General features: G+C 40.1%; 13 protein-coding genes. 5 read left to right on the forward strand and 8 right to left on the reverse strand.

What is annotated here, in order from left to right:
• Positions 1-97 precede the first annotated feature (97 nt).
• The 3 genes from VB715_RS13145 to VB715_RS13155 form a co-directional block, all read right to left on the reverse strand.
• Positions 98-1,876: an EAL domain-containing protein gene (locus VB715_RS13145; RefSeq protein ID WP_323301669.1), complete on the reverse strand. Its 1,779-nt coding sequence runs from the start codon at positions 1,874-1,876 to the stop codon at positions 98-100.
• Between the two features lie 62 nt (positions 1,877-1,938).
• Positions 1,939-5,163, reverse strand: coding sequence for an ATP-binding protein (locus VB715_RS13150; RefSeq protein WP_323301670.1), 3,225 nt, complete (start codon positions 5,161-5,163; stop codon positions 1,939-1,941).
• Positions 5,164-5,382: 219 nt separating this feature from the next.
• Positions 5,383-6,885, reverse strand: coding sequence for a serine/threonine-protein kinase (locus VB715_RS13155; RefSeq protein ID WP_323301671.1), 1,503 nt, complete (start codon positions 6,883-6,885; stop codon positions 5,383-5,385).
• A gap of 227 nt (positions 6,886-7,112) precedes the next feature.
• On the opposite strand from VB715_RS13155, the gene VB715_RS13160 reads away from it, so the two are divergent.
• From VB715_RS13160 to VB715_RS13170, 3 genes are all read left to right on the forward strand, one after another.
• Positions 7,113-7,631, forward strand: coding sequence for an adenine phosphoribosyltransferase (locus VB715_RS13160; RefSeq protein ID WP_323301672.1), 519 nt, complete (start codon positions 7,113-7,115; stop codon positions 7,629-7,631).
• A gap of 74 nt (positions 7,632-7,705) precedes the next feature.
• The gene (locus VB715_RS13165) at positions 7,706-8,755 is read left to right on the forward strand and encodes an ABC transporter permease (protein ID WP_323301673.1); all 1,050 of its coding nucleotides are present in this window, start codon (positions 7,706-7,708) and stop codon (positions 8,753-8,755) included.
• Between the two features lie 6 nt (positions 8,756-8,761).
• Entirely contained in the window at positions 8,762-9,052 is a 291-nt protein-coding gene (locus VB715_RS13170) for a hypothetical protein (RefSeq protein WP_323301674.1), read from the forward strand.
• 132 nt (positions 9,053-9,184) lie between these two features.
• Here the strand turns inward: VB715_RS13170 and VB715_RS13175 are convergent, their stop codons facing one another.
• From VB715_RS13175 to VB715_RS13190, 4 genes are all read right to left on the reverse strand, one after another.
• Positions 9,185-10,831, reverse strand: a complete 1,647-nt coding sequence (locus VB715_RS13175) for an MBL fold metallo-hydrolase (protein ID WP_323301675.1) — start codon at positions 10,829-10,831, stop codon at positions 9,185-9,187.
• Between the two features lie 72 nt (positions 10,832-10,903).
• A complete protein-coding gene (locus VB715_RS13180) occupies positions 10,904-11,341 on the reverse strand; it encodes a DNA-binding protein (RefSeq protein ID WP_323301676.1) in 438 nt (145 codons plus the stop codon).
• Positions 11,342-11,584: 243 nt separating this feature from the next.
• Positions 11,585-11,707 carry a hypothetical protein gene (locus VB715_RS13185; protein ID WP_323293505.1) on the reverse strand — a complete coding sequence of 41 codons (123 nt, stop codon included), beginning with the start codon at positions 11,705-11,707 and terminating at the stop codon, positions 11,585-11,587.
• Between the two features lie 195 nt (positions 11,708-11,902).
• A complete protein-coding gene (locus VB715_RS13190) occupies positions 11,903-13,837 on the reverse strand; it encodes a cation:proton antiporter (RefSeq protein WP_323301677.1) in 1,935 nt (644 codons plus the stop codon).
• Positions 13,838-14,084: 247 nt separating this feature from the next.
• Between VB715_RS13190 and VB715_RS13195 the strand changes: the two genes are divergently transcribed.
• Positions 14,085-15,410 carry an ArnT family glycosyltransferase gene (locus VB715_RS13195; protein WP_323301678.1) on the forward strand — a complete coding sequence of 442 codons (1,326 nt, stop codon included), beginning with the start codon at positions 14,085-14,087 and terminating at the stop codon, positions 15,408-15,410.
• On the opposite strand, the gene VB715_RS13200 is transcribed toward VB715_RS13195, so the two are convergent.
• A complete protein-coding gene (locus VB715_RS13200) occupies positions 15,404-15,622 on the reverse strand; it encodes a hypothetical protein (protein ID WP_323301679.1) in 219 nt (72 codons plus the stop codon). The genes VB715_RS13195 and VB715_RS13200 overlap by 7 nt on opposite strands.
• A gap of 343 nt (positions 15,623-15,965) precedes the next feature.
• Between VB715_RS13200 and pilM the strand changes: the two genes are divergently transcribed.
• The gene (pilM, locus tag VB715_RS13205; protein WP_323301680.1) at positions 15,966-17,081 is read left to right on the forward strand and encodes a type IV pilus assembly protein PilM; all 1,116 of its coding nucleotides are present in this window, start codon (positions 15,966-15,968) and stop codon (positions 17,079-17,081) included.
• The last annotated feature ends 3 nt before the right edge of the window (positions 17,082-17,084 follow it).

Below are 17,084 nucleotides of genomic sequence, written 5' to 3' on the forward strand. Positions count from 1 at the left end.
GGCGAACGCAGCTTAAACCCAAACACTTGTTGTTCTCCTTATCTTCTAGCCTTCAATCTTTGACTATATCAGTTATGGGTTGACATCCTCACACTCCCTAAGACAATAACTTTATTGCCTCCTCCGGGGGTAGAGGTCGATTAAAAAAGTAGCCTTGACCTAAGTCACAGTCAAGCGATCGCAAATAGTCCAGTTGTGCTTGGGTTTCGATGCCTTCAGCGACCACATCCATGTTTAAATTGTGAGCGAGGGTAATAATTGATTGAATAATTTCTAATTTTTCTTCGGGTTTCCCAATACAGTTAACAAAAGATCGGTCAATTTTCAGGGTATCAACGGGGAAGCGATGAAGATAACTCAAAGAAGAATAACCCGTACCAAAATCATCAAGACAAATATCAATACTGCGTTTTTTTAATTCTGTCAGCAAATGGGTGGCAATGGTTGTATTTTCCATTAACAAACTTTCTGTAATTTCTACTTTTAAATTTTTGGGAGTGAGTCTAGTTTTTGCGATGGTTTCATCAATTTGTTGAATAATTTCTGCATTTTTTAATTGTTGACTGGATAAATTCACCCCTACCTTTAGGACGGTTGCTTGAGGAAATTGTGTTTGCCAGTCTTGAATTTGACAACAAACTTGATCAAGAACTATTTGACCAATGGGAATAATTAAGCCTGTTTCTTCGGCCACAGGAATAAACTCAACTGGAGAAATAAAACCTTTGTCGGGGTGTTGCCAACGAATTAAAGCTTCAAAACCTACCAATTTAGGGGGATTTAATGTCATAATAGGTTGATAATAGACCTGAAATTCTTGTCTCTCAATTGCCTGTCGTAAATCCGTTTCTAAGTCTAGTAATTTGAGAGCTTGGAGGTGCATCTCTTGATTAAAAATCTCATAACGTCCTCGTCCCTGTTGTTTAGCGCGGGCCATGGCAATATCAGCATCTCGCACAATTTCTTCCGCTGATTCATAGGTGGGAAGACTCAGGGCGAGGCCAATACTCGGACTGGTAAAGACGGTTCTTTCTTGTAGTTGAAACTCAGATGTTAGGGCTTCTTTAACCTGTTGTGTGATGCGGAGGGCTTCATTAACATCATCAATGGGATCTAGCAAAATAGCGAATTCATCACCCCCTAAACGGGCTACTGTATCAGCAGAGCTTACTAAGGTTTCGAGTTTACGACTAATGGCGATTAAAAGGCGATCGCCAACGGCATGACCATCACTTTCATTAATAACTTTAAAGCGATCAAGATCTAATAATAAAACGGCAAATAAATAATTGTTTTCTTCTTGACCACGTTTCCGGGCCCGTTCTACCCGTTCTAAAAATAAGGAACGATTGGGCAATTTTGTCAATTTATCATGAAGGGCATCATACAATAATTGTTCCTGGGCTTGTTCTAAATCTAAGGTACGTTCTTTAACTCTTTGTTCAAGTTCTAAATTTAACTGTTGGAGTTGATAACGGGCTGTTCTGAGGGCTAAATGCGTAGAAACTCTAGCTAAAACTTCTTCAAATTGAAAGGGTTTGGTAATATAGTCTACGCCGCCGACTTGAAAGGCTTTAATTTTATCGGCAACATCTTGTAAAGCACTTAAAAAAATCACAGGAATCTGACAAGTTTCCGATCTTTTTTTCAGTTGTTGACATACCTCGTAACCATCCAAGTCGGGCATTTTAATATCTAATAAAATTAAGTCTGGGGGCATGGTTTGAGCGGCCATGATAGCCATTCCACCACTCATCACTGCCCGCACTTTATAACCTTGTTTCTCTAACATTGTTGATAAAATACGGAGATTTGCTTGTTTATCATCAACGATCAAAATATTAGCGGGAGAGGGTGAGTCTTGGGGGTTGCTCATGAATTAAAGCTGATGCTTGCTAAGCGGTAAACTGCCGGGAAACTTGCTACAACGGTGATTGGTTAGTTGTTGGTGATTGATGAGTTACTGATCTCCATTATCTGATCAAAATGATAGTTCTGAACGAGATCAGCGATCGCTTGGGATAATATTCCTTGGTTGGGGGGAATTTCCTCCAAGAGTTGCAAAACCAACTCCCTATCGGCTGCCGCGGCCCTTTGATGGAGTTGGTAACGCCAGACGGAAGGCATTGTCAACATTTGAGCTTTTAAGGTTTTAATGTGGTTTGATGGCGGCTTTTCTGGGGGTTTGCTTGATGTTAAGCAATTTTCATAAACGTAACAAATCCCTAAATGTTGAGCAATCTTTTCTAAAATTACTGATTCAGAAAGGGGTTTACTCAGAAAATCATCACAGCCGACAGCGAGAATTTCATCTCGTTCCTCAGCAAAAACACTGGCAGTGAGGGCAATAATTTTGGTGGTTTGTTGTCCGCCTTGTTCCATTTTAGCCTTAATTTGTCGGGTTGCTTCATAACCGTCCATGATGGGCATTTGTAAATCCATGCAAATTAAATGAGGATGCCAACTTTCCCAAAGTTTAACCCCTTCTTCTCCGTTGCTGGCTTCTCGGACTTCAAAACCAAGGGGTTGTAGGAAATTCAATAATACTTGTCGATTGCTGCGAAGATCTTCAATAATTAAAATGCGATAAGGGGTTTGATTGGGGGCTAACCCTTTGACTTTTCCTTTGGAGAGCAAACCGTAACATTCATTCTTCGCAGCTATTTCTACGGGTAAATTAAAATGAAAAATGCTGCCACCTTGGAGGGGACAACTTACCCTTAATTGACTGCCCATTAAATTGACAAAATGATGACTAATGGCTAACCCCAACCCAGTTCCTTCTTGACTTTTACGTCCTAATTCTGTTTGGAAAAATGGGTTAAATAAATTGGGTGCTTCTTCAACATTAATCCCTGGCCCCGTGTCTTCTATTTCAAAAAGAATATGGGAATTTGTTTCTGATTCTAAGGTATTTTCTGCAATTTTTTGGACTCTTAAAATGACTTGCCCTTGGTCAGTGAATTTAATAGCATTGCTGAGTAAATTAATGATAATTTGTCGTAATTTTCCTTGATCGGTAATAATTTGTTGGGGAACAGTTAGTCCAATTTCTACCAATAATTCTAAACCTTTGGCTTGAGCTTTTAATTGAAACAGTTGGACTAAAGTTTGCACCAGATGATGAATATTTACATTATTTACATGGATAGTAATTTTTCCAGCTTCAATCTTTGCCATATCTAATATATCTCGAATTAAGCTTAATAAATGCTCTCCACTTTGGTTAATAATGGCGAGATATTCTTGTTGTTCAGAAGTCAAATTTGAATCATTACTAAGCAGTTGAGTGAACCCTAAAATAGCATTGAGAGGTGTTCGTAATTCATGACTCATGTGGGCTAAAAATTGACTTTTTGCTTGACTAGCCGCTTCAGCCGCATTTTTGGCTTTTTGTAGTTGATTGAGTAATTCTGATTGTTGTATTGCTAGTCCTAATTGATTGCCAATATGTTTTAATAATTTAACGTCTGCAAAATGCCAATGACGGGGGCCAGAATTTTGATAACAGGCTAATAATCCCCATAATTTATTGTGGACAAAAATTGGAACAATAATATAAGCTCTGGCTTGAAATTGTTCAAGTAAATCTAGATGACATTGTTGATTGCCAACGGTATAAATATCATCAACGGCAAATGTTTCATTATTTTGATATCGTCCCCCTTGGTTTTGTTGTAAATAGGTATCTTTCCAGACTTGTTTAATGTTCTCCCCCACTAAGGGAACCCATTGCTCAGCAACAGACTCTGCAATAAATTCCCCACTCCAATCATCATTAAACTGATAAACTGCTACGCGATCACATTGAAAAATATGACGCGCTTCGGCAGTTGAATCATTGAGAATAGTATCAAGTTCAAAACTTTGATGAATTTTTTCTGTAATCTTATTTAGGGTTTGTTCTTCCAATAGGGTTTGACGTAATTCTTCTTCAATTTGTTTCCGTTCAGTAATATCTCTTCCCACGGCTTGTATTTCTTTTAGCTGACCTGTTTCAGCAAAAACTCCTCTATTTGTCCACTGTTGCCAGCAGATTTTTCCTTGAGGGTTGATTACAAAATGTTCATAGATTACCCAAGGCTTTTTCAAACTTAATTGAGCTAAACTATTCATGACAACTTGTTGTTGTTCATCGGGAATAAAAAGCAAAAAATTTTTATTAATAAAATCTTCATATTGTTTTTCAAAATAACGACAGTAAGCTTGATTAACAAAGGTTAAAGTACCATCAGGCAAAAACCGACAGATTAGTTCTGTTTGATCTTCTACAATTCCACGATAACGGGCTTCACTTTCTTTTAAGGCATTTTGTACTTCCTTAAGACGATGAAAAGGACGCAGAGAATAATATCGCCATAAGGTCATGATAATAATGGTTAATAAGAAGATAATTGCCCCATACCAACGTAAACGAGAGACTGTCCAAAAAGGAGGAGTAGGATGATACCAATATTTATAAATATTTTGATAGTCTGGACTATTAATTAAGCTGATCACGGCTGATTCTAAACGTTGATGAAGTCTGGTATTTTTTCCCTGAACAGCTATTCCCCTCGGCACTTCTTTTAAAGGCAACCCCACAGTTTTGAGACGATAATCTACAGAAATAGCCTGAGCTAAATTGATTAAAGGCAGTTCAGGATAAGCTAAGGCTGAGACTTGTCCTGATAATAAATGGAATAAGGCGTGTTCAGGGGAATTAAAAATTTCTAATTCGATGTTTTTATATCTTTTAAGTTGATTAATTGCCTCATTTCCTTGTACCACGGCCACTGTAGACCCCGATAAATCTTCAAGACTGGTAATCTGTTTTTTTTCCCGTAAGACAAACACAGAAATCTTGATGGTTTCAATGGGGGTTGTATAGCTAAATTGTTGCGCTCTCGTGGGGGTAATTCCTAAACTGGGAATGAGATCAACTTCGCCAGTTTCTAAGGCAGTAACGGCTTCTGACCAAGTATCTTTGATCTTATAGATAACTTCCAGGTTAGCCCGTTTAGCTACTGTTTCCATGATATCAATAGCGAAACCTTGGGGGTTGCCCTCTCTATCAACAGAATAAATTGGGGGAAAATAGCGGGGGACAGCAGCAGTTACGGTTAAGGGCTTTTCTGGAGGGGATGAAGTGGCTAAGACGATAAGGTTAGTCGTCAGTATCAAGAACCCGACAAGGATAATTTTCCTCCAATTTAGGCAATGATATAACACTTTGATTGATTCCCTCTGCTTTTGCTCCTTTCTTATTGTTCCACAGAAGAGTTATTATTTATGACATTGTTTAAATGATTGGTATTTTATGTCTGATTACCTATTCCCGTTTTCTGTCCCCTGTGTCCTAAAACGAGGCATTCTCTACTAATCAATAGGATAAATGCTATATTAGCTTAACCAATCTTGAATTTCTTTCGCCAACCAAAGGGCTTCTTCTTTCGTTAATTTATCTCCTAAAACATAAATCATCTTTCTGGTATTAATACTCACTTTATATTGATTGACCAGTTGATGAATAAAAACCCCAACAATATTATTAATTCTTTCTTGGTCTTGATGGTACTCAATTCCTAGGATTTTTTCTTTGATTTTTAAACTTTCTTGATCAAGCTGTAAATAAGTTTTTCCTCCAATTCCCATCATTAAATAGGTGGTAATTAACCCGGTAATTGTCACAAAGCTTAGACCTCCCATAATTTCTAAGGAAGCGATGATAAAATCAGGATTTTTTAGCACAATTCCTGTCATAATCAAAGAACAAGGCACTAAAAATAGACCATAAATAATTATCCCTAAAATCAACTGTTTTTTCGTTAAAATCTGATCTTGCAAAAATTGTTTAGTTCCCCATAATGGCTTTAAACTTCTGAGTCGAGGAGCCGGGATATAAATTTTTAATTCTTGCTCTGATTTATCCAGTTTAATTTTAGTATTAACGGGAGTTTTCCTAATGTTAATACTTAAATAATCGACAGAGTTATCTTCTTGAGAAAACTGACTTTTTTCTAAGTCTTCTAAGGCTTCTCTTGCGGTTTGATAGCGATAAGAAATAGTGATTTCTGTTAATTTTTTTAGCCAGGTTTTTAAGGAAGCTTTCACCCTGACTTTATCTTCAAAGCTAAGTTGATAATCTTGATTATGTAAATCTGCAGGAGAAATTCCGGTTAAAAGATGAATTAAAGTTGCTCCTAACGCATATAAATCTGAAGAGGGAACTGCTTTTCCCCAAAACTGTTCTAAGGGAGTATAACCACTGGTTCCCACGACAGTAAAAGTAATATTTGTCACCGAAGCTTGGGACTGTACTGCCCCAAAATCAATTAAATAAATATTATCATCATCCCCTAAAATTAAGTTACTCGGTTTGATATCTCTATGTAAAACAGGGGGTTTTAATTCGTGTAAATAGCTTAGAATATTTAGCACTTGTTGACCAATTGTGTAGATTCTTTTTTCAGAAAATTGTTCTCCTCTTTCTAGTAATTCTTCTAAGGATTTTCCAGGAATATAATCTTCAACTAATCCAAACCAAGGAATACCGTCCCCCGCTTCTTGGTCAATTTCAAAATAGTTTTGATAACGAGGAATAAAAGGATGAGCTAAAGATTGTAATACTTGGGCTTCTCGCTCAAAAAGTTTAAATTGTTCCCATTCCATTTGGGGACTAAAGGCTAATAATTTAACCGTGACTTTTTGATAAATTTTCGGACTAAACAATTGACTTAAGCGATAAATCCAGTTTAAACTCAGCCAATATTTTCGGTTTTGAGATGATACTTCAATAGGAGAAGCTAAATCATCTGCTAACCAAGTCTGATGTCCCTTTGCGGTATGTCCTAGAGGTTTTAAAAGTTGATACCGCTTAACAAGAATATCCCCGACTTGAAACATGATAAGTCAAATAAAAAGTATAGGAGTGAGTAAGCAACAGTCAAAAATTACAAGGTATGAAGGAAACTTAAGGCAGGAAAAGAGCAACAGGGATTCTGTTCCATACTAACAGCAGACTTGATTGAATTGGGTTTTTCTCTTAACATAATGCAGAAATTTAAGCCCCTTGATGTTTTAGTAGGAAAACTAATATATAATCGATAGAGAAATATTATGACCGAAAATTCATGGATCTTAAAACACTAATTCGTGATATTCCTGACTTTCCTAAACCTGGCATCATGTTTCGGGATATTACCACTTTACTCAGTGATGCGGCAGGATTACGCTACACTATCGATACCTTAACCCAAAAGTGTCAAGCCGCTAACTTATGCCCTGATTATGTGGTAGGAATGGAGTCTCGCGGTTTTTTGTTTGGTGTCCCTCTCGCTTACCAACTCCAAGCAGGGTTTGTTCCCGTGCGTAAACCAGGAAAACTGCCGGCCGCGGTGCATCAAGTAGAATATGAGTTAGAGTATGGCACAGATAAGCTAGAAATTCATCAAGATGCCCTAGAAAATCATCATCGTGTTTTAATTGTCGATGATTTAATGGCAACAGGGGGAACGGCAAAAGCGACAGCAGAACTATTAGAAAAAATTGGCTGTGAAGTGTTAGGATTTGCCTTTATTATTGAGTTGAAAGCTTTAGCAGGTCGGCGAAAATTACCGAATATTCCTATTATTAGCTTAGTAGAATATTGACCATAAATGATTTATTAGCTCATGAAAATATTATTTATAAATCGATGCTCAAGTAGATTGTATATTTAGAAATCATGAATCAAACTCCTCTTCCTCAATTAAATAAACCCTTAAATAGATTACAAAATTTATTTGATAGTGAAACTATTTTCTATATTATTAAACGAGTTTTACAAGGACTTTTAACAATTTTACTCGCATCCTTTCTCAGTTTTATTATTATCCAAATTGCCCCAGGAGATTATTTAGATACCTTAAAACAAAACCCTAAAATTGCGAAAGAAACCATTGAACAATTAACCATTCGTTTTGGCTTAGATCAACCTTGGTATGTTCAATATTGGCGATGGTTAATTCAAGTAGTCACTCGCTTAGATTTTGGTGAAAGTTTTGTTTATAATCGTTCCGTGTCCTCTTTATTAGCAGAAAGAATACCCGCAACTTTACTATTAGCAATTTCTTCCATTATTATCACCTGGTTAATTGCTATACCTTTGGGAATTTTAAGTGCCGTTAAACAGGGTAGTTGGACAGACAGAATTTTACGAGTGATTAGTTATTTTGGCCAAGGATTTCCAAGTTTTATCACGGCCTTAGTTTTACTGATTTTAGCTCAATATTTATCCCCCTTATTTCCGGTGGGTGATATGACCAGTTTAAATCATGCAGAATTATCTCCCCTTGGTAAACTATTAGATATTGGTTGGCACATGATCTTACCGACTATTGCTTTAAGTATTACCAGTTTTGCCGGGTTAATGCGGTTAATGAGAGGGCAAATGTTAGATGTTATGGGACAAGATTATATCCAAACGGCAAGGGCCAAAGGATTACCCGAAGATCAAGTAATTTATGTTCATGCTTTACGAAATGCCATTAACCCCTTGATTACCCTATTGGGATTTGAATTTGCGAGTTTATTGGGGGGGGCATTTATTGCCGAATTTTTCTTTAATTGGCCCGGTTTAGGACGATTAATTTTGCAAGCAGTCACGGCCCAAGATCTTTACTTGGTTATGGGAAGTTTAACGATGGGTGCTACGATGTTAATTGTGGGGAATTTACTAGCTGATTTATTACTAAAAGCAGTTGATCCTCGCATTAAGTTGGAGAACCTAAAATAAGATAAGATGCTTTCACAAATCCACTATTTAGTTCGTTCTAAGGTTGATGGAAAATACTTAGTTGCTCGGATTAATCAAGGAGAAGATCAAGCACCTCTCAGCTATTTATTGGTGTTTCAGGAGCATTTTGAAGCCCTAAGTTATCTGAATACTCATGGCTCAGAGGTTAGCGATCGCTTTGTGGTAGAATCTATTTCGGGAACCCAGTTAAAAGGGGTTTTACAACGCTGGGGATTTCAAGGCATTGGATTAGTTCGAGATCCTTTATTACCAAAAATTGAGTTTTTGTCAATCTAATTTTTCGAGACAAAGATGTAGGGTGGGCAATGCCCACCTGATCATGACTTTATGTCGAACTCAGGTTGAATAAGTTTTGTCATTGAGATTAACTGTACAACTTCTGTTGAATTTTTGCTTAATTACCCATTGTTACCCATTCAAACTTTCAAATACTGGACAATAACCTTCTGGTGTTACTTTAAAACCATAAAGAGGTGATTGAGAATTCCAACATCTTTGACCCCGATAATGACAACAAGTTAAACAACAATCTAAATCATTAATAATTCTTTCAGAATTACTTTGACTTAAAAGTTCTCGTTGAGATACCCCACGTAAAACTAATTCATCTCCTTGCCAACGGGCTTCAATTAGCCCTGTATCCGCAAAATAACGCCAATGGGGGTCTTGAAGAATAGTTTGGGGTAAAGTAATTGTGATCTGGGTTTCTAACTCATTTAATTCTCCCTCATAACTACTCGGAGAAGGGGCCGCCGGTTGAATAAACTTATCTCCAAGGGGAAGTTCAACCAATTTACCCGCAGAAGGAAGATGAAGTTGATAACGATTTTGCAGTTCTTCTAAACTTGTTAAATCCGTTAAATTAAGGGGTGAACCATGAACAAAAAGAATATGTTGAGGGCGTAAATTATGAATTAATTGTGTGGTATTGCGTCCATCACTATGTTCCGCTAAAAGATAAGATTCAACATGAATGGAATGGCCTTGCCTGAAGGTAACAATTTCCGGTGATTCCTCAGTCTGTCCCTCATTCACAGCCGAGGGAACCAGCATTATCCATGACCCTAACATTAAATAGCCTTCATCATAAAGGGCCGTCACATCATCTGTTAAAACAATGCAAGGGGTTTCCCCTAACGTCCCCCGTTGTTGAGGGGTTAAACGACGTAAACGGGGACAAATACGCTCATCCCAAAATAGGGGTTGATGTTTAGCAAAATTCTGGACAGATAAGGGAAATTCTGGTAACAAATCTAAATAGCGATCGCAAGCATTAGCCACTTGGCCATCAACCCAAATATCTAAATCTCGTCCCGTAAATTGATGATGAGAGCGCAATAATTTGAGAATTTCCTGTCCTAACCCTAATCTTGGTACAGGCATAACCACACTATAACCACGGTTTAAACACTCATTCATGCGCTGCATGAGGTGTTTTTCTTGCTGACGACGGTGGGGATGACGGGTGGTGCCATAAGTCCCCTCAATAATTAACACATCAGGGGATAGCCCCCGCAACCCTTCCACCGATAACCCTTCGACTAGCTGAAGATTGGAGAGGGAAAAGTCCCCAGTATAAAACAGTTTATAGACTCGTTGAGGGGTTTGGTAGCTGAGGAGAATGGCCGCTGCCCCTGGTAAATGACCGGCCCGGAATAATTGTACAGTTAAATTTTTAAACAACTCAATGGGTTTTCCCCAAGGCAATGTTTGACAGAAATCCTCTGTTTTGAAAGGCTCTTTTTCTGGCCAGTTGAGGGAAAGCAGTTGTCCTGTCACCTCGCTGGCATAAATAGGTAACTTGGGGAATGCTTGGTGCAGTTCCATTAAACCCCTGGCATGGTCAGGGTGAGCATGGCTACAGAATATAGCATCTGCCGGAGGTTGAGATGGGATAAGTAGGGGTTCTAGATTGTTTAAGCCACAATCTAGGAGGAGACGATAGGGGCCCATCTGTACCTCTAAACAAACCCCTTCTTGATCATGACCAACCCCATAGGGTAAACAGGATAAACGGGTTGGACGATGCTCAGTGCTTGGGGGATGTTGACTCATAGGCTTTTTCTGTCAGCCGTCGAAAGGGTTTACTTAGTATCAAGAATAACAAAGTATAACTAAAAACAAGTATCAGGCCGCAAACATTCGCGCAATTATTCGTATATCTGGCTCAACTTCCACCCAGACTCTGGCACCACATCCCTTCGCTTTATCAGGGGAATACATCACCTTGCAACTGCCAAGAATCTCCGCCTCATGACACCGAATTGTCCGACTGCCCCGATGAATGGTGATTACAGCCTCTGGATGTTCCTTATTAGTATTTTTTTGGAGGAGCTTGCTATTGACATGAATATAGGTGGCAACTCGTTGAGGACGTTTGCGCCATGTTCCTTTGGGCCCTCGCGTCCCAGGAATAATTCTAGGCATATCGTTATACAAGGGAATACGCCAGAATCGTCCTTGTTTAAAGGCTCCTTCGATTCTCCCCTCAGCCAAAAGTTGGCGAACCCGTTGTTGACATATTTCTAGAAGAGATGCTGCTTTTATTGTTCCCACATATTCCATCTCATTACCCTAGCACTATAGTTTTTTTTAGTTTAACCAAGATTTTTTTGTTAAGCAATTTACCTCAACCACCACACCCCGTCAGATTGTAAGTTTAAGAAGTTGAAAAGCGCACAATCCCGTTATAGCTATGAGAAGAGCCATGACGGGAGACGATTGATTCACAGAAGACTTAGGGCAAACTCATCTAAATTTTGCCGCGTTTTAGGGGTATTGTTGCTCAGAAAAGATAAAAAATATTTATTAATGGGCTGAACCGTTGCCGTCATAATTATCTGAGTCATAAAAGCCATTTTTTGTGCCAAAAAAGAGACAAGACACGATAAACAGACCTGTTAGGATTACCAAAATTAATTTAACATCCATGATTAATAAGCTCCTCACTTGAGTATCTTCTAGGTTAGCAGTTCGTGATTGGAGGTACAATTACTATTATTGAACCCGTTCATTGGTTATGGGGCTATTTCAACCTAAATATTTAAGAATTAAAATATTTATTACTATCCTTAATGGTTAATATTCAGCAAGCCCTAATTTTTGTATCTTTTTACCTTAAAACTATCAATTGACGGTTTCAGTAATCGGATTTTGTAAAGGCTCTTGCACAGGAGAAGCAATGGGGACTTCTTCTACTTCTGGTAAAGGTTCAGCCACTAACCCACCGGAAAGCTGAACGCCCCCTGAAAGACGTTTTAGCAGTTTGGGACGGGGATCGTGTAACAGATAGATAATTTCGTCTCCTACTTGCCAATCTTGCGCCGCTTTGACCACTTGTAAGCTACCTTGTCGTTTTACCAAGAGGGGTAACAGTTCTCCCGTCCGAATTAAGGCTTGAAAATGAGCTTGTTGTAAAGAGAGTCCCTGTTCTTTCAAACGGGTTTTACCTAACTTGATTTGTCCTTCCGTGAGATATTGATTCCAGGTTTTAATTAACGGTTGGTCTACAAAGGCTGAATTGACTTTAGTTTTGTTGGTGCTGGTGTTTTGTCCAGCGTTACTCGGAAATACGGCAAAAACCCGTGGGGGTTGAAATTCTTCAACGGCCCTTTGGGCTAACACAAGATTAACTTCCCCATTACTGGTTAGGGCCATGAAGGTTCCCATGGAATCAATGCCGGCCTCTTCTAAAACATCCGTATCCAGTCCACTACTTTGAAATACAGGTAAGCCTTCGGCCTTGGCTTGGCTACAGGCTTCAGGGTCAGTATCAATTAAAACCACTGATTCCCCTTGTTGTTGAAAGAGTCGACCCATTAACCGTCCCAGAGCATTACAGCCAATAATTACTGCCCCTGTGGCTTCTAGGGAGTTAATTTTTAGTCCCTTGGCTACCCACCGGGCCGATAACCCTTGGATAAACACGGTCATCATGATAGTTAAGAAGACTAACGCTTTAATAGAATCTCCCCCATTAATGCCATTTTTAGTGAGTAAGATGGCAAATAAAGAGGCAACAGAAGCCGAGACAATTCCCCTAGGGGCAATCCAAGCTAAAAAGAGTTTTTGTCGCCAATGAAGGTCACTATTAATGGTACAGAAGGCAACACTAATGGGGCGCACCACCCACATTAAAGTGAGGACAGTCCAGATACTACCCCATCCCAAGGCAAAAATACTATCAATGGACAGATCCGCCGCTAAGAGAATAAATAGCACCGAAACACAGAGGACGGTGAGTTGCCCTTTAAACCGTCTTAATAGCCGTTCTTCGGGAATGGATGATGCTCTCACGACAATACCGGCCACCACCGTGGCCATTAACCCTGATTCACTGCGACTCAGTTGCGCTAAACCAAATAAGCCCCAAACCCCCGCTAACACCACCAGGTTCTTGAGATCTTCGGATAAAAAGTTAGTATTTTTGAGAATAAAACCGAGTAAGGCCCCACTAAGGCCTCCAATCACTGCCCCAATGCCAAACCGGAGGAGCAACCCGCTAAAGATTTCTAAGGGACTGGCATTACTATTGAGGATGGTATCTAAGACCACCACCGCTAAAATTGCCCCCACCGGGTCGATTAGCACTCCCTCACTTTCGAGTAAGGTGGCGACTTTGCGATCAACTTGAACTTGTTTGAGGAGGGGGCTGATCACCGTTGGGCCAGTGACCACAACTAAGGCCGCATAGAGAAAGGCAATTGACCAAGGAAATTCCGCTAACCAATGGGCGGCCATTCCCCCGCCGATCAGGGTGATCAGGGTCCCAAAGGTGACTAAATTACGGAGACTGCCGGAAACTCTGCCTAAATCTCGTAATTCTAAGTTTAACCCCCCTTCAAATAGGATAATGGCTACAGACAGAGCAACCAGAACCTCTAATCCGACTCCTAGTTCATGGGGATGGAGCAAATTGAGCATATCCGAACCCAACAAAATACCAAACAGCAGTAAAAAAACAATGCTCGGTACTTTGAAAAATTCAGCAGTCACTTGGGCGCTGATGCCTGCAAGCACAGTCATCACAATTTGCAGCGTGAGTTCAAAGGATACTTCCATAGGCTTATTGAAGGCAGACACTTTCTACCAGTGTACTTGCTTCCCAATAACCTCCCAAATAAGTGAAGAACAGAATCAATTTAGGCAAGAAATTATAAAGTTAAAAGAGCGAGAATTTACCCTTGGGGATTTCTTTTGCTATTTTAACATTTAGATTCTAGAGTAATTTCTCATTTTTCTCTAGTCCCTTCTCTCCTAGTATAAGTTGTTTGTTGATTTAAGCCCCTTTACTGAATCCCCTCCGAAGATGAATCCTTTAACCTTTACTTGGTATCCCCCCAAACATCTTAGCCATCGCCGTCCTTGGCGCAATTTTTTGTCTTGGGGGGGCTTATTTGGCGCAGCTTTAATTCTACTGGTTTGTAACCTAGATGGTACCCCTTTGTTACCTCAAGAGCTTGTCTTGGCTCAGGTGGCTCAAGAAACGACTCAAATGCCTTTTTGGTCAGGGGATTGGCTCTTTCCTACCTTACAGGGTCAAGCTTATCATCAACAGCCTTTTCTTGGCCTACTCTGTTTGGCGATCGCAACTCATTGGGGCGGGGTTGACGGATGGATGATTCGTCTGCCTGGGGCTATTCTCGCGGCGGTTTCTGTGCCCCTATTGTATGGGTTGGCCAGGGAAATTTTTGCCTCTTGGTTAGGGGCTTTATTTTCTGCCTTAATTTATCTAACTTTGTTTCCGGTGATTTACTGGGGAAGGTTGGCGTTGTTGGATGGGTTGGTTTTATTTTGGGTGATTTTAACGGTTTTTTTGGGGTTGCGATCGCGTCGGGATTTTCGTTGGTCTTTGGGGTTAGGCCTAAGTTTGACGGGGTTATCCTTGACCCAAGGACTAATTGGCCTCTTATTAGGGGCAGTATTGTTGATTTTTCTGGCTTGGGATACTCCCCGTCTCTTGAGTTGTGGCTATTTTGTCTTAGGGGTAATTTTGGGGGTTTTTCCTGCCCTAACTTGGTATTGGATGCAATGGTTGGTTTATGGACAGCCGGCCATTCAAGCCCTATTGTGGCCAGAGATGGCCCTAGATGGGGGGAATGTTTGGCCTCGTTTGGGCTTCTATCCCTTGGCGGTGCTAACCTCTGCTTGGCCTTGGCTAATCTTTGCTTTACCTGGGGGAAAATTGGCTTGGCAGTCCCTAACTTGGGGATGGGCTAAGTTAATTTTAGTCTGGGGAGGGGGTTATTTGGGGATGATTTGTTTATTACCTCTTGCTCAGATCAGTTATTTACTGCCTTTTTATCCCCCCTTGGCCTTGGCTGCTGGCATGATGTTAAATGAGCTTTCCCATTGGCCTGATAACCACCCTTATCCTCAATGGTGGAGTTTAATTTTATATAGCTTATCGGGAGGATTCAGTTTACTAGGATTGAGTATTTTTCTCAATTTTTCCCTAGATTTTACTTTGCTTCTGGATCGTTCCTCGTTGCTGCTCACTTTAGGGGCGATCTCTCTCACGTTTGCCGTGACAGCTTTTCTCATCAACCGACGAAATCCCCAATTTATGGCGATTTTATTTTGGGGGATGTATGTATGTTTAGCCTTATTTATTCGTTCTGCGGTTATCTATTGAATTTCTTCCACAGCACGATGCAACATATTTGCTTCAACTGTTGCCTCCTGTTGACGTTCTTCAACGAGTAATTCCCTGGCTTTTTCTGCGATCGCGTCTTCCTGATGAACTTGTTCAACTTCAAGGGCCCGATTAACCATTTTGGCATGGCGTTCTTCATCGGTTAAATGTTGTTGCGCCAGGAGTTCTCTTGCTTGTTCTTCGGTATTCATAATGATTTCCTCTACTCTACATCCAGTATAAGTATCTGATTATTAAGTTTGATTCCTTTGTTAAAAACTGTTACTTAGTTGATAATCTTCCGTAGACTTATCCCTAGTTTTTCCCGATGATGTCTAACCTTAACTTTACAAATCTACGCATTCCTGGCAATTGATGACGATTGAAATATCATAAAGTTTAAGTTATGGTGGGTTCCTTGATAGGCTGACGACCAAAAATTTGAAGGACGTGGGATGTCAGGGAAATTTGAGTTAAATTAGAACGGGAACTTTGTCTAAATATGGCCAATTGTTCCCCAAAGACTGACTACCTTGAGGGCGATCTCATAAAGATATGTTAAGCCGTATCCAGGACACAATCGGAGGTTTATTGGGAGGCAAGTCTCAAGGGGTAGGATTAGAAATTACCCCCGAAAGACTAAACTTAGCTCAATTAACCAAACATGGCCAAGGCTACAAATTAGCCAAATACTGTACTGCAGAAGTTCCAGAAGGCATTTTTGAAGAGGGCAAAATTGTTGACTCTCCAGGATTAGCCGAACTAATTCAGGAAATGTTTACTGAGTACAAAATTAAGACGAAACGCATTGCCACGGCCGTTCCCATGCGAGAAGCCATTATCCGCATTATTCCCATTCCGGCGGAATTAGATGAGGCAGAATTGCGGGAGATGGTACTCAACCATGAAGCGGCCCTATACTTACCCTATCCCAGAGAAGAAGTTGATTTAGACTATCAAAAACTGGGATTTTTTGAAGACGAGGACGGCATTGAAAAAGTACAAGTTCTCTTGGTGGCTACCCGCAGGGAAGTAACTGACTCCTATATGGACACCTTTAACCAAGCGGGATTACAAGTTGATATCTTAGAAATCAATAGCTTTGCCCTTATTCGTACCATTCGGGAGCAACTGCGACAATTTGGCTCAAAAGAAGCGGCCGTTTTAGTGGATGTGGAATTTGACAGTACGGAAATTGCCATTGTGGTTGATGGGGTTCCCCAGTTTTCTCGAACCGTTCCCATTGGGACATTTCAGATGCAAAATGCCCTCTCTCGGGCCATGAACTTACCCCCCTCCCGTAACCCAGAAATTCTACAAGGGATGACCATACCCGTCACCCAGTTTGACAGTTTAAGCACCCAAGGCACGGCTGTTAACCCTGGAATGACAGCTTTAATGCGGGTTTTAGGAGAATTAACCGATGAACTGCGTCGTTCCATCAACTTCTATTTAAACCAAAGTGAAGAATTAGAAGTGGTACAACTATTACTCGCAGGCCCTGGAGGGGGACTGGTACAACTCGATGAATATTTTACCCATCGTTTAAGTTTACCCACGATGCAAGTTGATCCCGTTGCCTCTTTGGCCTTAGAAGTTGATAAAGACATTCCCACAATTCAACGGCCAGGGTTAGGGACAGTGTTGGGATTAGGATTACGGGAGGTTTAATGG

It is taken from the genome of Crocosphaera sp. UHCC 0190 (assembly GCF_034932065.1).
Lineage (GTDB): Bacteria > Cyanobacteriota > Cyanobacteriia > Cyanobacteriales > Microcystaceae > UHCC-0190.

Excerpts from the sequence above, each read along its gene's own strand:
- VB715_RS13195 (WP_323301678.1), top strand. The coding sequence starts at position 14,085 with ATGAATCCTTTAACCTTTACTTGGTATCCCCCCAAACATCTTAGCCAT.
- VB715_RS13180 (WP_323301676.1), bottom strand. The coding sequence starts at position 11,341 with ATGGAATATGTGGGAACAATAAAAGCAGCATCTCTTCTAGAAATATGT.
- VB715_RS13145 (WP_323301669.1), bottom strand. The coding sequence starts at position 1,876 with ATGAGCAACCCCCAAGACTCACCCTCTCCCGCTAATATTTTGATCGTT.
- VB715_RS13185 (WP_323293505.1), bottom strand. The coding sequence starts at position 11,707 with ATGGATGTTAAATTAATTTTGGTAATCCTAACAGGTCTGTTTATCGTG.
- pilM (WP_323301680.1), top strand. The coding sequence starts at position 15,966 with ATGTTAAGCCGTATCCAGGACACAATCGGAGGTTTATTGGGAGGCAAG.
- VB715_RS13190 (WP_323301677.1), bottom strand. The coding sequence starts at position 13,837 with ATGGAAGTATCCTTTGAACTCACGCTGCAAATTGTGATGACTGTGCTT.
- VB715_RS13155 (WP_323301671.1), bottom strand. The coding sequence starts at position 6,885 with ATGTTTCAAGTCGGGGATATTCTTGTTAAGCGGTATCAACTTTTAAAA.
- VB715_RS13170 (WP_323301674.1), top strand. The coding sequence starts at position 8,762 with ATGCTTTCACAAATCCACTATTTAGTTCGTTCTAAGGTTGATGGAAAA.
- VB715_RS13165 (WP_323301673.1), top strand. The coding sequence starts at position 7,706 with ATGAATCAAACTCCTCTTCCTCAATTAAATAAACCCTTAAATAGATTA.
- VB715_RS13160 (WP_323301672.1), top strand. The coding sequence starts at position 7,113 with ATGGATCTTAAAACACTAATTCGTGATATTCCTGACTTTCCTAAACCT.
- VB715_RS13200 (WP_323301679.1), bottom strand. The coding sequence starts at position 15,622 with ATGAATACCGAAGAACAAGCAAGAGAACTCCTGGCGCAACAACATTTA.
- VB715_RS13175 (WP_323301675.1), bottom strand. The coding sequence starts at position 10,831 with ATGAGTCAACATCCCCCAAGCACTGAGCATCGTCCAACCCGTTTATCC.